Annotated in this window: 10 protein-coding genes; 9 read left to right on the top strand and 1 reads right to left on the bottom strand. The window is 72.3% G+C overall.

Annotated features, from left to right (window positions below; genetic code table 11):
* Positions 1–116 precede the first annotated feature (116 nt).
* The 4 genes from ADL29_RS37750 (at position 117) to obgE (ending at position 6,015) form a co-directional block, all read left to right on the top strand.
* Positions 117–3,593, top strand: coding sequence for an Rne/Rng family ribonuclease (locus tag ADL29_RS37750; RefSeq protein ID WP_053927978.1), 3,477 nt, complete (start codon positions 117–119; stop codon positions 3,591–3,593).
* Positions 3,594–3,837: 244 nt separating this feature from the next.
* Positions 3,838–4,158 carry a 50S ribosomal protein L21 gene (gene rplU, locus ADL29_RS37745; RefSeq protein ID WP_046928040.1) on the top strand — a complete coding sequence of 107 codons (321 nt, stop codon included), beginning with the start codon at positions 3,838–3,840 and terminating at the stop codon, positions 4,156–4,158.
* 14 nt (positions 4,159–4,172) lie between these two features.
* A complete protein-coding gene (gene rpmA, locus ADL29_RS37740) occupies positions 4,173–4,430 on the top strand; it encodes a 50S ribosomal protein L27 (RefSeq protein ID WP_046928041.1) in 258 nt (85 codons plus the stop codon).
* Between the two features lie 148 nt (positions 4,431–4,578).
* Entirely contained in the window at positions 4,579–6,015 is a 1,437-nt protein-coding gene (obgE, locus tag ADL29_RS37735) for a GTPase ObgE (protein ID WP_053927977.1), read from the top strand.
* Between the two features lie 148 nt (positions 6,016–6,163).
* On the opposite strand, the gene ADL29_RS37730 is transcribed toward obgE, so the two are convergent.
* The gene (locus ADL29_RS37730) at positions 6,164–8,260 is read right to left on the bottom strand and encodes a hypothetical protein (protein WP_053927976.1); all 2,097 of its coding nucleotides are present in this window, start codon (positions 8,258–8,260) and stop codon (positions 6,164–6,166) included.
* Between the two features lie 439 nt (positions 8,261–8,699).
* Between ADL29_RS37730 and proB the strand changes: the two genes are divergently transcribed.
* The 5 genes from proB to ADL29_RS37705 all read left to right on the top strand — a co-directional run bounded on the left by proB (position 8,700) and on the right by ADL29_RS37705 (position 14,016).
* Positions 8,700–9,827, top strand: coding sequence for a glutamate 5-kinase (gene proB, locus ADL29_RS37725; RefSeq protein WP_078971594.1), 1,128 nt, complete (start codon positions 8,700–8,702; stop codon positions 9,825–9,827).
* 282 nt (positions 9,828–10,109) lie between these two features.
* Positions 10,110–10,604, top strand: a complete 495-nt coding sequence (locus tag ADL29_RS37720; protein WP_053927974.1) for a hypothetical protein — start codon at positions 10,110–10,112, stop codon at positions 10,602–10,604.
* Positions 10,605–10,766: 162 nt separating this feature from the next.
* Complete coding sequence (locus tag ADL29_RS37715; RefSeq protein ID WP_053927973.1) at positions 10,767–12,035, top strand: glutamate-5-semialdehyde dehydrogenase; 1,269 nt, start codon at positions 10,767–10,769, stop codon at positions 12,033–12,035.
* Positions 12,036–12,143: 108 nt separating this feature from the next.
* Positions 12,144–12,764 (top strand): SCO2584 family spore wall biosynthesis protein, encoded by a 621-nt coding sequence (locus tag ADL29_RS37710; protein WP_053927972.1) that lies wholly within the window; start codon positions 12,144–12,146, stop codon positions 12,762–12,764.
* Between the two features lie 118 nt (positions 12,765–12,882).
* Entirely contained in the window at positions 12,883–14,016 is a 1,134-nt protein-coding gene (locus ADL29_RS37705; RefSeq protein WP_053927971.1) for an SCO2583 family membrane protein, read from the top strand.
* Positions 14,017–14,029: the final 13 nt, after the last annotated feature.

Genomic DNA, 14,029 nt, shown 5'->3' with positions numbered 1-14,029 from the left:
CGAGACGACAGCTCCCGTGCGGCGCCCGCGCCCCGGACAGCGGCACCGCGCTCATCACGCGGTCCGCGGCCGGAATCAGGCGCGGCGCCCGGGAGCGTGACGGGAGAACCGCCCGCATGCTCGAACCAATTGAGCCCACCGGATCCACCCAGTCCCCGGACCGTGGATTCGACGACAACAATTCGCCCGGAGACACCCTGCCGCCGCGCCGCAGGCGCCGTGCGGCGTCCCGGCCCGCCGGTCCGCCGGCGGCCGCGAAGGCCGCCGAAGCGGTGGTGAGCACCGACGTCCCGGCGGCTCAGCCCGTCGCCGACGAGGACGTCGCCTCTGCGGTGACCACCGGGGACGCGGCCGAGGTGGCGCCGGTGGCCGTTGAGGCGGCTGAGCCGGTTGCTGCCGAGGTGGCGCCCGCCGCCGTCCAGGAGGACGAGGCCAAGCCGGTCCGTGCGCGTCGCCGTGCGACCCGCAAGGCCACCGCCCCGGCCGGGGCCCCGCAGGCCGGCGAGGCCGAGGAGGCAGCCGCTCCCGCCGCCGTGGCCGCCGCGGAGGAGCCCGTCGAGGAACCGGCCGAGGAGGCCAAGCCCGTCCGCACGCGCCGCCGCGCCACCCGCAAGGTGACCGCGGCCGAGGGTGCGCCGCAGGCCGCCGAGGAAGCCGCCCCCGTGGCCGAGCCCGCCGAGCCCAAGCGCCGGGCGCGCCGCCGTGGCGATCGCATCGCGGAGCCGGCCGCCGAGGCGCCGCGCGCCGAAGAGGCCGCCGCGCCCCGCGCCGAGGAGGAGGCCGCGCCGGAGGCCCCGGTGCGCGGCCGCCGCCGGGCGCAGCGTCCGCCGACCGCCGTCTTCCAGGCGCCGGTCTTCACCGAGCCGATGTTCCAGACTCCCGAGACCGCGGCCGCCGCGCACGCCGCGGCCCGCCAGGAGGAGGCCGCCGCCGAGCCCGAGGAGCAGCCCGCCGGCCCGCGCCGCCGTCGCCGTCGCGGTGCCCCGGTGGAGCCGCAGGCCGCCGCGCCCGTCGAGGAGCAGGCCGTCGAGGAGCCCGAGGAGGCGGCCGAGCCCGAGGAGGCCGAGGAGCAGGCCGCGCACGGCGAGGAGGAAGCCGGCGAGCGCCCCTCGCGCCGCCGTCGCCGTGGTGGCCGCCGCCGCCGTCGCGGTGAGGCCGCCGAGGGTGCCGAGGAGCAGCTCGGCGAGGAGGCGGAGGCTGAGGCCGCCGCCGAGACCGAGGAGCCGGGCGCCGAGGAGCCCGAGGAGGCGGAGGAGCAGCCCGTCGGCGGCTCCAGCAGCAGCCGTCGCCGCCGTCGTCGCCGTCGCCGTGCGGGCGAGACCGCCGAGGCGGGCGAGCCGGGTGCCGACGAGCCGGAGCGTACGGTCGTCAAAATTCGCGAGCCGCGCAAGAAGGAAGAAGCGGCGCCCTCCGACGAGGTGCAGTCGATCAAGGGATCGACGCGCCTGGAGGCCAAGAAGCAGCGCCGCCGTGAGGGCCGCGAGCAGGGCCGCCGCCGGGTGCCGATCATCACCGAGGCGGAGTTCCTCGCCCGCCGCGAGGCCGTCGAGCGGGTGATGGTCGTCCGCCAGAGCGGCGAGCGCACCCAGATCGGTGTCCTCGAGGACAACGTGCTCGTCGAGCACTTCGTCAACAAGGAGCAGGCGACCAGCTACGTCGGCAATGTCTACCTGGGCAAGGTGCAGAACGTCCTGCCGTCCATGGAGGCCGCCTTCGTCGACATCGGCAAGGGCCGCAACGCCGTGCTGTACGCCGGCGAGGTCAACTTCGAGGCGCTGGGCATGTCCAACGGCCCGCGCCGCATCGAGTCCGCGCTGAAGTCCGGCCAGTCCGTGCTGGTGCAGGTCACCAAGGACCCCATCGGCCACAAGGGCGCCCGCCTGACCAGCCAGGTCTCGCTGCCCGGCCGCTACCTGGTCTATGTGCCCGAGGGCTCGATGACCGGTATCAGCCGTAAGCTCCCGGACACCGAGCGGGCGCGGCTGAAGCAGATCCTCAAGAAGATCGTCCCCGAGGACGCGGGCGTCATCGTCCGCACCGCCGCGGAGGGCGCGAGCGAGGACGAGCTGGCGCGCGACGTCCAGCGCCTGCAGGCGCAGTGGGAGGAGATCCAGAAGAAGGCGAAGGCCGCTTCCACGAGCTCCCCGTCGCTGCTCTACGGCGAGCCGGACATGACCGTCCGGGTCGTCCGCGACATCTTCAACGAGGACTTCTCCAAGGTCATCGTCAGCGGTGACGACGCCTGGGAGACCATCCACGGCTATGTCTCGCACGTCGCCCCGGACCTCGTCGACCGGCTCCAGAAGTGGACCTCGGACGTCGATGTCTTCGCGACGTACCGCATCGACGAGCAGCTGATGAAGGCGCTGGACCGCAAGGTGTGGCTGCCCAGCGGCGGTTCGCTGGTGATCGACAAGACCGAGGCCATGGTCGTGATCGATGTCAACACCGGCAAGTTCACCGGCCAGGGCGGCAACCTCGAAGAAACCGTGACGAGGAACAACCTCGAAGCGGCCGAGGAGATCGTCCGCCAGCTGCGGCTGCGCGACCTCGGCGGCATCGTCGTCATCGACTTCATCGACATGGTGCTGGAGTCCAACCGCGACCTGGTGCTGCGGCGGATGCTGGAGTGCCTGGGCCGGGACCGTACGAAGCACCAGGTCGCCGAGGTCACCTCGCTGGGCCTGGTCCAGATGACCCGTAAGCGGGTCGGCCAGGGGCTGCTGGAGTCCTTCTCCGAGTCGTGTGTGCACTGCAACGGCCGCGGCGTCATCGTCCACATGGACCAGCCGACGACGGTCGGCGGGGGCGGCAAGCGCAAGAAGAAGGGCAAGGCCGCGCCGGCCGAGCCGGTCGAGCCGCACGTCCACGAGGTCGAGGCCGCCGAGCCGACGCCGGACGGCGGTGCGCCGGAGCTGGAGCCCGCCGCGGTGACGGAGGCCGAGCTGCAGCCCGCGGTGGCCGGTGCCGACGAATGGTTCAGCAGCCCGGCGGAGGCCGAGGCGGCTGCCGGGCGTGGCCGTGGCCGCCGTCGCGTGAGCCGGAAGGTGTCCGCTCCGGCGGGTGCCCCCAAGGCCGCCGAGGAGGCCGCCGCGATCGTGCTGCCGGCCGAGCCGGTGGCGGAGCCGGTCGCCGAGCCGGAGCCCGTTGCGGCGCCGGCCGCCGAGGCTCCGGTGGCCGAGCCCGCGCCGCCGCGTGCCCGCCGCCGGGTGACCCGCAAGGTGTCCGCCCCGGTGGGTTCGCCGGAGTCCGCCGAGGTGGCCGCGGCGACGGTCGTCGTCACGGCGCCGGTGACGGAGCCCGTCGAGGCGGTTGCCGAGCCGGTGACGGAGCCGGAGGCCGAGCCCGAGGCCGCGCCCGCCGCCAAGAAGACGGCGAAGAAGGCGACGGCCAAGAAGGCCGCGGCCAAGAAGACGGCTGCGAAGAAGACCACGGCCAAGAAGGCGGCGGCGAAGAAGACCACCACCGCCAAGAAGGCCACGGCGAAGAAGACCACCGTGAAGAAGGCCGCGACGAAGAAGGCGGCGGCCAAGAAGACCGCCGCCGCCGAGCAGACCTCGGCCGCGTCGGTGTCCGCTTCCGCGGAGGACTGAGCGTGACCCCGCGCCCCGGACCGTATGCCGCGGTCCGGGGCCGGTTTGACCCCCTGGTCAAGGCCCCGTAACCTTGACCGTCGGTGTCTGTGTGACACCAAACCCCTGAGCAAACACCTCTCGGTTCCGCCGAGGGAGGCCGCTCGTCCACTCGGAGTCCACGAGACGGATTCCACGGGCCATCCCGAGCCCGTGTGAGCGGCTGGCATCAGAGGATCCGTTACCTAGCGAAAGAGAGTTCCGCGTGTACGCGATCGTGCGCACCGGCGGGCGCCAGCAGAAGGTTGCTGTTGGCGACGTCATCGAGGTTGACCGCATTTCCACCAGCAAGGTCGGCGACGCCGTCGAGCTCTCCACGCTGCTGGTCGTCGACGGTGACGCGGTCACCAGCGACCCGTGGGTCCTGGCGGGCGTGAAGGTCCAGGCCGAGGTCGTCGACCACCACAAGGGCGACAAGATCCGGATCCAGAAGTACAAGAACAAGACCGGTTACAAGAAGCGGATCGGCCACCGCCAGCTCCACACGGCGCTGAAGATCACCGGCATCGACGCTCCGGCGAAGTAAGGGACTGAGGAGACATGGCACACAAGAAGGGCGCATCGTCCACTCGGAACGGTCGCGATTCCAATGCTCAGCGGCTCGGCGTGAAGCGCTTCGGCGGTCAGGCCGTCCTCGCCGGTGAGATCCTGGTCCGCCAGCGTGGCACCCACTTCCACCCGGGCACGGGCGTCGGCCGCGGCGGCGACGACACCCTGTTCGCCCTTGAGGCCGGCGCGGTGCAGTTCGGCACCCACCGTGGCCGCAAGGTCGTGAACATCGTCCCGGTCGCCGAGTAATCTCGGCCCGGACGTAGCACAGCAGCACTCAGGGGCGGACCGCCTTTTCCTGCGAGAGCGGGAAGGCCGGTCCGCCCTTGGCGTGTTACGACAGAGACATTCGCACAGCACCACGACATTTCCCGCAGTTATCTGGAGGCACCCCACCATGACCACCTTCGTGGACCGCGTCGAGCTGCACGTCGCCGCGGGTAACGGAGGCCACGGCGTGGCCTCCGTGATGCGGGAGAAGTTCAAACCGCTGGGCGGCCCCGACGGCGGCAACGGCGGCCGCGGCGGCGATGTGATCCTGGTTGTCGACCAGGCCGTCACCACGCTCCTCGAATACCACCACCACCCGCATCGCAAGGCCACCAACGGTGCGCCGGGCGCGGGCGACAACCGTTCCGGCAAGAACGGCCAGGACCTGGTGCTGCCGGTCCCCGACGGCACCGTGGTCCTGGACGGCAACGGCGAGGTTCTGGCTGACCTCGTCGGCCAGGGCACCACCTTCATCGCCGGCCAGGGCGGCCGCGGCGGCCTCGGCAACGCCGCGCTGGCCTCGGCCCGCCGCAAGGCCCCCGGCTTCGCGCTGCTGGGTGAGCCCGGCGAGGCCCGCGACATCGTGCTGGAGCTCAAGACCGTCGCCGATGTCGCGCTGGTCGGCTACCCGAGCGCCGGCAAGTCGTCGCTGATCTCGGTGCTCTCCGCCGCCAAGCCGAAGATCGCCGACTACCCGTTCACGACGCTGGTGCCCAACCTGGGCGTGGTGACGGCCGGTTCGACCGTCTACACCATCGCGGACGTCCCGGGCCTCATCCCGGGCGCCAGCCAGGGCAAGGGTCTGGGCCTGGAGTTCCTGCGGCACGTCGAGCGCTGCGAGGTCCTCGTGCACGTCCTGGACACCGCGACCCTGGAGTCCGACCGCGACCCGGTCTCCGACCTCGACACCATCGAGGAGGAGCTCGCCCAGTACGGCGGTCTCGACAACCGCCCCCGGGTGGTCGTCCTCAACAAGATCGACGTGCCGGACGGCAAGGACCTCGCCGACATGATCCGCCCCGACCTGGAGGAGCGCGGCTACCGCGTCTTCGAGGTCTCGGCGGTCGCCCACATGGGCCTCAAGGAGCTGTCGTACGCGCTGGCCGACATCGTCGCCAAGGCCCGTGCGGCCAAGCCCGTACAGGAAGCCACCCGTATCGTCATCCGGCCCAAGGCGGTGGACGACGCGGGCTTCACGGTCACGGCCGAGGGCGAGAACTTCTTCCGTGTACGGGGCGAGAAGCCCGAGCGCTGGATCCGCCAGACCGACTTCAACAACGACGAGGCCGTCGGTTACCTCGCCGACCGCCTGAACCGCCTGGGCGTGGAGGACGCGCTGCGCAAGGCGGGTGCCCACGCCGGCGACGGCATCGCCATCGGTGCCGAGGACAACGCCGTCGTGTTCGACTGGGAGCCGATGATGGCGGCCGGGGCGGAGATGCTGGGCCGCCGTGGCGAGGACCACCGTCTGGAAGCGCCCCGGCCGGCCACGCAGCGCCGCCGTGACCGCGATGCGGCGCGCGACGAGGCGGACGAGGAGTACGACGGCTTCCGCCCCTTCTAGACGGCCCCGGGCGGGCAGTGACAACGGGGAAGGCCCCGGGAGGATCTCCTCCCGGGGCCTTCCCCGTTGTCAGGCACCTCGCGGCTGCCGCGGCGGCCGCGAGGTGTCGCAAAGCCGCTGTACGGGGCCGTGGGCGCCCCGCTGCGGGCTAGACGGCGGCCGGTGCGTCCGTGGCGTCGTCGGACTCGTGCTCGGCCGTCTCCGAGGCGTCCACGGCGTCCACATCGTTCTGCGAGCGCTGCCCGGGGATGCCCGCGAGCCGGCTCTCCATCCGCACCCGACGCTCGTCGGCCTTGGCGCACAGCGCCTGCGCGGCCTGGTTGAAGCGCACCAGGGACGGCGGGTCGGACGGGCCGAGCAGATGCTCCTTCAGCTCGGCGCGGTCGGCGGCGAGGGTGTCGTGCTCCGGGTTGCGCACGGCATCGAGGAGCGCGGCCACGCCGTCCGCCTCGGGCGTAAGGATCGTCGCCGCCCGGACGGTGGGGAAGTTGGCCCGGAAGTCGGCCTCGTCCATGCCGGAGGTGTTGGCGACCGCGTACGGCTTCTCGCTGGTCAGGTAGTCCGAGACGACGCTGGAGACATCGCTGACCAGCACATCGGCCTGGTTGAAGCAGCCGAAGATGCCGGGCCGGGCGGTGGTGATGACGAGGTGCTGCCACTCGGGGAAGGAGTTCCAGTACGCCTCCTCCCAGGCGTCCACGGCGGCCGCGACGGCGGCCGCGCGGCCCTCCTCCGGGGTGCCCTGCAGCCGCATCCGCTCCAGCTCGTCCGCGCTCTTGCGGAAGCCGGAGGTGGTGAGCCGCTGCAGCTCCTCGTCACGGCGGGCCAGTTCGGCGGCGGCCTCCGGGGCGGGCTGCGCACCGCTGCGCCGGCCGTTGGCCTCCGTGATCATGGCCTGGATGCGGGCGTTGGCGGCCTTCGCCAGCGGGTCGACGGAGCCGGTCATCGGGTGCGGCTTGTACAGCAGCCGGACGCTGTCGTCGGCCAGCAGCTCGCGGACGATGTTCTCGCCCGCCAGGATCACCGAGGTGTTGCCCGGATTGCCGTCCCAGCCCTCCCAGGTCGGGGCGTACAGCACGGTGGTCAGCCGGTCCTTCGGCGCGCCCTGGTACGGACGGATCGGGGACAGCTGCGGGCGGCCGACCTCGACGACGTCCTTGTCCTCGACGCCGATGTCGGCGAGCTGGTAGCGGTCGCGGGCCGCCGGGCCCGCCACCCAGACCTCGTCGTACGCCTTCGCGTACGGGTTGCAGGAGGACAGCTTGTCGCTCTCACCGTGGTTGATGAAGGCGTGCTTGATCGAGGGGATCCGCAGGATCTGCGAGGTCTTGCCGGAGTTCGCCGGGTGCAGCAGGACCTTGAGCGCGGAGTGCTCCAGGCGCATCAGGTTGGCGACCTTGGGGATGCAGACGATCGGGATGTCCGTGGCCTCGATCTTCTGCACCATGAAGCGCTCGCGGAGCACGATGATCGGGTTGCCGTCCAGGTCGGCGAGTGTGCTCAGCCACATGTTGGCCTGGTAGGCGGAGGAGGCGCCGCCGGAGAAGTACATGCCGACCGTCGGCCGGTACTCGGCGAGCCACTTGTCCAGCCACTCCAGGGCGCGCTGTTCGGACAGGACCCGCTTCTTGGGCAGCAGCCAGGTGCCCAGGTAGACGGTGCCGGCGGTGGACAGGACGAAGGAGACGGCGATGCCGATGCCGCCCCAGGTGGCGTCGGTGGTGATCGAGGTCAGCATCATGCCCGTCGTGGTGGGCACCGAGAAGCGCAGCAGCCGCCGGCCGGTCTGGCGGGACAGGATGCGCGGCGGGGCGTCCGAGAGCCGCAGCGCGCTCGCGTCGATGTTCCGCGTCACGAACGGCAGGCTGCGGGTCCGGCGGACCAGCACCGCGACCGCCTGGCACACGAAGTGGGTGCCGTAGAAGAGCAGCAGCGTGATGGTGAGCGGCGCCTGCTCCTCGAGCGGGTTGATGCCGTCGATGTGCAGCAGACCGACCAGTATCAGCATGTCGCGCAGCAGCTGGCGCACCGTGACATCGAAGCGGATCCGGCCGAGCACGGAGAGCAGGCCGGGCTGCTTGTGCTGGAGGATCAGGTCGAGTCCCAGGTTGACCACGGATGCGGCGATGAACAGCGGAATGACGGGCAGCAGCGCACCGACGAGCTGGGCGGTGAACGCGAGCATCATCGCGAAAAGGGCCGCGAGCTGTACGGCTCGGCGGGGGACGATTCCGGCGGAAGGCACGGGGGAGGGCTCCTGGCAGCAATAAAGGTCAGGGGGAGGCCGAGGGGGGCGGCCGGGTCCCGCGCTGCGACGCCGCCGGAGCGGCGAAACGGGACCGATGGACACCCGACCGTATGACCTTGTTGGCCTTGGTGACAATCTGCTGTGGCTCTCATCACCGCGAAAGCGGATCAATCGAACGCAACCCGCTGGATGCCGCTTCCGTCTTAAGGAATTCCCGGGAAGGCCGGCTCGAGGAATTCCCGCGAAGACCGGGCCGTCATACGGGGCCGGTCCGGCCAGGAAACCGGGCGCGGACGTCGCCGCGGCGAACCCCGGTGTCCGCGGGGGCGTCCGCCAGACGATATCCGGGCGCACCGGTGGCCGGTCCTGCCGTAGATTGCGCCCGTAGGGCCGTATTACGGGGCGAGCGATACAAGCGATTACAGGGGTAGTGCAGGTGGCAGGCGCAAAGGGCGCAAGGCAGGACGTTACGGACGCCCGGCGGATCGTGGTGAAGATCGGCTCGTCCTCGCTGACGACGGCCGCCGGAGGGCTGGACGCGGACCGGGTGGACGCCCTGGTGGACGTGCTGGCCAAGCACCAGGACAAGGAGATCGTGCTGGTCTCCTCCGGTGCCATCGCGGCCGGGCTCGCGCCCCTGGGGCTGGAGCGGCGCCCCCGTGACCTGGCCCGGCAGCAGGCCGCCGCCAGCGTCGGCCAGGGCCTGCTGGTCGCCCGCTACACCGCGTCCTTCGCGCGCTACGGCCGCCGCGTCGGCCAGGTCCTGCTGACCTCCGACGACACCAGCCGCCGCGCCCACTACCGCAACGCCTACCGCACCCTGGACCAGCTGCTGGCCATGGGTGCCGTACCGATCGTCAACGAGAACGACACCGTCGCCACCGACGAGATCCGCTTCGGCGACAACGACCGGCTGGCCGCGCTCGTCGCCCACCTGGTCCGCGCCGACCTGCTGATCCTGCTCTCCGATGTGGACGGCCTCTACGACGGCGATCCGTCCCTGCCCGGCACCTCCCGGATAGCGGAGGTCCGCGGCCCCGAGGACCTGGAGGGCGTCTCCATCGGGAGCGCGGGCAAGTCCGGCGTCGGCACCGGCGGCATGGTCACCAAGGTCGAGGCGGCCCGGATCGCGGCCGCGGCCGGCACTCCCGTCGTGCTGACCTCCGCGGTGCACGCCGCGGACGCGCTGGCCGGCGCCCCGACCGGCACCCACTTCCTGCGCACCGGCCGCCGCTCCGCCGACCGGCTGCTGTGGCTCGCGCACGCCTCCACGCCGCAGGGCGCGCTCGTCCTGGACGACGGCGCCGTCCAGGCCGTCGTGGACCGGCACTCCTCGCTCCTGCCGGCCGGCATCGCCTCCGTCGAGGGGGAGTTCTCCGCCGGGGACCCGGTCGAGCTGAGGGACGGCGGCGGCCGTGCGGTGGCCCGCGGTCTGGTCAATTTCGATGCCCGGGAAATCCCCCGATTGATGGGACGTTCGACCCGGGATCTGGCCCGTGAGCTGGGCCCCGCCTATGAGCGGGAGGTCGTGCACCGCGACGATCTGGTGCTGCTGCACCACTGAGCACCTGACGCGCCGCTGACGGCCGTCACGGCGGGAAATCATCGGGAAATCACTGCGCGGCCGCCGGGGAACACCGTCCGCGGCGCGGCGTGAAGTCCAGCCTTTCCACGGAGACCTTCGCGAAAACGGCCCCGCGAGGGCCCGCGGGCTGGTCAACTTTGATGCGGGGCGCCGCAGGGGAACGGCGCCTGCAGCGCGCGAGCGCACACGCCGAAGTACGACCGCACCAATCGGCTCCGCACCTCCGGAGGGCGGAGCGATTCGCATCACAGGAGGCCGCCGGTGAGACGAGGGCGCCCGGGGGCTCTGCCCCGAGGGACGGCGGAGCGCACACTGACCAGCGTCCGGGCCGGCGATGACGCCGGACGCCCGGACGACGAGCGTACGGAGCGGAACGGGACGGCACCGGCGGCGCCGGAGGGCGGGCGCCGGGAGGCGTCCCGGCTGTGGCACATCACCTTGAGCGTCTCGGGGGCGGAGGCTCCCCTGAAGGAGGTCCGGCGCTCGCTCGAACAGCTCGCCCATGACCATCCCTTCCTGCTGACCAGCCGCTATGCCAACGACCACGCCGAGATCCGCTACTGGGAGGAGGCCCGGGACCTGCACGACGCCGCGGCGGTCGCGCTGCGGCTGTGGGGCGAACACCGCTCGACGGCCAAGCTGCCGCCATGGGAGATCGTCGGCCTGGAGGTCATCGACCGCGAGACCTATCACCAGCGCATCGCGGAGGGCTACGGGCCGCCACCGGCGTCGCCGGTGGGTGTGCATCCGTACTAGGCCCCGCATGGCACCCCGCGCCGGGGTGGGCCGGGGCAGGGGCCGTTGTGGGTTGCGGTGGGTGACGTCCGTGATCCACAGGCCCGGCCCACTGATGTGACCGGCGTCCCGCACTGTGAAATCGGGCGTAGCTGTTGTCGGCGGCCGAGCTAGGCTTCGGCCATGACCAGCAGCGCATCCCACACCTCGCCCGTCCTCGAGACCGCCCGCCGTGCGAAGGAGGCGGCCGCCGTCCTGGCGCCGCTGCCGCGTACGGCCCGCGACGGGGCGCTGCTCGCCATCGCCGACGCCCTGGTGGCGCGTACCGACGCCATCGTCGCCGCCAACGCCGAGGACATCGCCAAGGCGCGGGCCGCCGGCACCTCGGAGTCGATCGTGGACCGGCTCACCCTCACCCCCGAGCGGATCGCGGCGATCGCCGCGGACGTCCGCGACGTCGTGGCGCTGCCCGACCCGGTGGGCGAGGTGGTCCGCGGCTCGACCCTGCCCAACGGCCTGGACCTGCGCCAGGTCCGGGTGCCGCTCGGTGTGATCGGCATCATCTACGAGGCCCGCCCCAATGTGACCGTGGACGCCGCGGCGCTGTGCCTGAAGTCCGGCAACGCCGTGCTGCTGCGCGGCTCGTCCTCCGCGTACGCCTCCAACAGCGCCCTGGTGGAGGTGCTGCGGGACGCCGTCGAGGGCGCCGGGCTGCCCGCCGACGCGGTGCAGCTGGTGCCCGGCGAGAGCCGCGACTCGGTGCGGGAGCTGATGCGCGCCCGCGGCCTGGTGGACGTGCTGATCCCGCGCGGCGGCGCCTCGCTGATCCGTACGGTCGTCGAGGAGTCCACCGTCCCGGTGATCGAGACCGGCACCGGCAATTGCCATGTCTACGTCGACGAGGCCGCGGACATCGACATGGCCCTCGACATCCTGATCAACTCCAAGGCCCAGCGGCCCAGCGTCTGCAACGCCGCCGAGACGGTCCTGGTGCACGCCGGGATCGCCGAGAAGTTCCTGCCGCGCGCCCTGGAGGCGCTGACCCAGGCCGGTGTGGTCGTGCACGGCGACGCCGCCTGGCAGCAGGCCGGCCCCGGGCTGGTCGCCGCGGCCACCGACGAGGACTGGGCGACGGAGTACCTCTCGTACGACATCGCGGCCGCCGTGGTGCCGGACCTGGACGCGGCGGTGGCGCACATCCGGCGCTGGACCTCCGGCCACACCGAGGCGATCGTCACCACCTCGCAGGCCGCCGCCCGCCGGTTCACCCAGTTGGTGGATTCCACGACCGTGGCGGTCAATGCTTCCACCCGCTTCACCGACGGCGGGCAGTTCGGCTTCGGCGCCGAGATCGGCATCTCCACGCAGAAGCTGCACGCCCGCGGCCCCATGGGCCTGCCGGAGCTCACGTCCACCAAGTACATCGTCACCGGGGACGGACACACCCGCTAGCGCCCCGCGGCGGGGCGCGGCGGGCAGGGGCCGCTGTAGGTTGCGGTGGGTGGTTCTTCCGTAGCCGGATCCCTGCCCAAAACGCGCGGCCGGGGCTAACCTGGACGGGTGCCGGACGACGTGGGGGGCCAGCCGTTCCCGGACGGCGAGGAGCCCGACGAGCACCACCACGGGAGCCACGGAAGAGCGGATGAGGAATTCGCTTCCGTGGTCTTCGACGAGGAATTCGTCCGGTCCGCACGCATCCATGAGCCCTCGGCGGTCGAGCGGATGCTGGCCGCCGCCGAGGCGCGCGCCGAGGCCGAGGCGGCCCGCTCGGGGCCCGGCTTCGGCACCGAGAGCGCGGACGGCGACGGGACCACCCGTCGCACCGATGACTACGACCTGTACGGCGACTACGGCGACTACTCCGAGCACGGCCCGTACGGCCCCTACGGCGGCTCGCTGCGGCCCTATCGGGGCGGGCCCCGCTGGCACCGGCCGATGGCGTGGGTGCTGGCCGTCGTGATGGGTATCGGGCTGGTCGCCCTGGCCTTCAGCGCCGTCTACCGCGGGGCCTCGGGCAGGAACCAGAGCCCGGCGCCTCGGCCCGCCTCCACCGAGCCCGCCGCCGGCGAACCGTCCTCCGGCGGCCCCAGGGGCGCCCGTACGATACGGCCCGGCCTGCTGCCCTCCGCATCGGCCGAACCGGCGCCGCCGCCGGCCTCCGCGGCGCCCCGGGCGCACTGAACGGCATGGGCGGGGGCAGCCGGTGCGCCGGGCGCCCGGCGGGAGATGCGGAGCGGTCCGGTGAAGTTGGCGTCCGTCCCGGCGTTTACCTTCGCTGCGGCGGACCTACCCTAGTTGTATGACCGGGCCTGGTGACCCTCCCGAGGGGACGCCCAACGGCGCCCCGGGAGGCGGTGAGGACGAATACCGATCCGTTGTCTTCGACGAATCGTTCGTGCGCGCTGCACGGCTGCAGGAATTCTCCGCCGACGAGCGGCTGGGTGAGCAGCACTCGCCTGCCGTCAAGCCCCGGCACCGCTGGCTGCTCCGTGCCGCCGGCGGCTCCCGGCAGGCGATCCTGCTGGTGCTGCTGATAGTGCTGGCCTTCGGCACCGCCGTCTACATGGGCATCCGCCATCCGTACAAGACCCCCGACACGGTCCGGGTGCAGCCCCTGCGCTCCGCGGTCGTCCCGCTCGCACCGTCCCGCACCGTGCCCGGCGCGACGCCCGAGGATCTCTTCGCGCACAGCCCGGCGAAGGATTTCCGGGTCGGCGCCGCGGGCATCAACCTGCCCCCCGTCGCCCGCACCGAGCACTTCTCCGACGGCCAGATCGTCTCCGCCCTGACCATCGCGAAGGACTACCTCGTCCGCTCCTCGCTGGACTCGGCCACGCTCACCGGCGGTTCCGTACGGCCGGTGCGGCTGCTGCTGGACACCGGCCAACTCGACCAGTTCGACCGGAGCATGGCGCACCCCGACGACAACGGCCGCCATGCGGCGACGGGCTGGCTGGTGCGTTTCGACCCGCAGCAGATCAAGCTCGCCGACCGGAACGTACGGGTCAACGGCACGCTGTCGGCCGCGGAGTTGAGCCCGGACGCGCTCGATGTCACCGCCGACTACACCTTTGTCTACGCCGTACGGCCCACCGACCAGGCGCTGAAGAACGGCCCCGCCGACCAGGGCGTGGGCAAGGTCACCCCGGGCGCCGCCTCGCTGTTCACCGTCCGGCGCGAGGTGCACTTCCGGATCGACCGGGACGACCTGACCGACCACCGCCTGGAAGTCGTGCAGAGCAACCTCCAGGCGGGGCCGCTGGCCTGCTCCTCGGAGCCGGCCGACACCCTGCGCCCGCTGCTCGCCGGGCAGCAGGCCGGGAACGACCGGCCGTCGAGCACCGACCCGTACGCCAGGAGCCGGGCCAACCCCTCGCTCTGCGGTGAACTGGCGGCCGGCGCCCAGCCGACCCCGGCCCACCCGATCGGCTAGTACGGTCCGGTCC

Source organism: Streptomyces chattanoogensis (assembly GCF_001294335.1).
Taxonomy (GTDB): Bacteria; Actinomycetota; Actinomycetes; order Streptomycetales; family Streptomycetaceae; genus Streptomyces; species Streptomyces chattanoogensis.
This window is presented reverse-complemented; position numbering and strand designations above follow the sequence as displayed.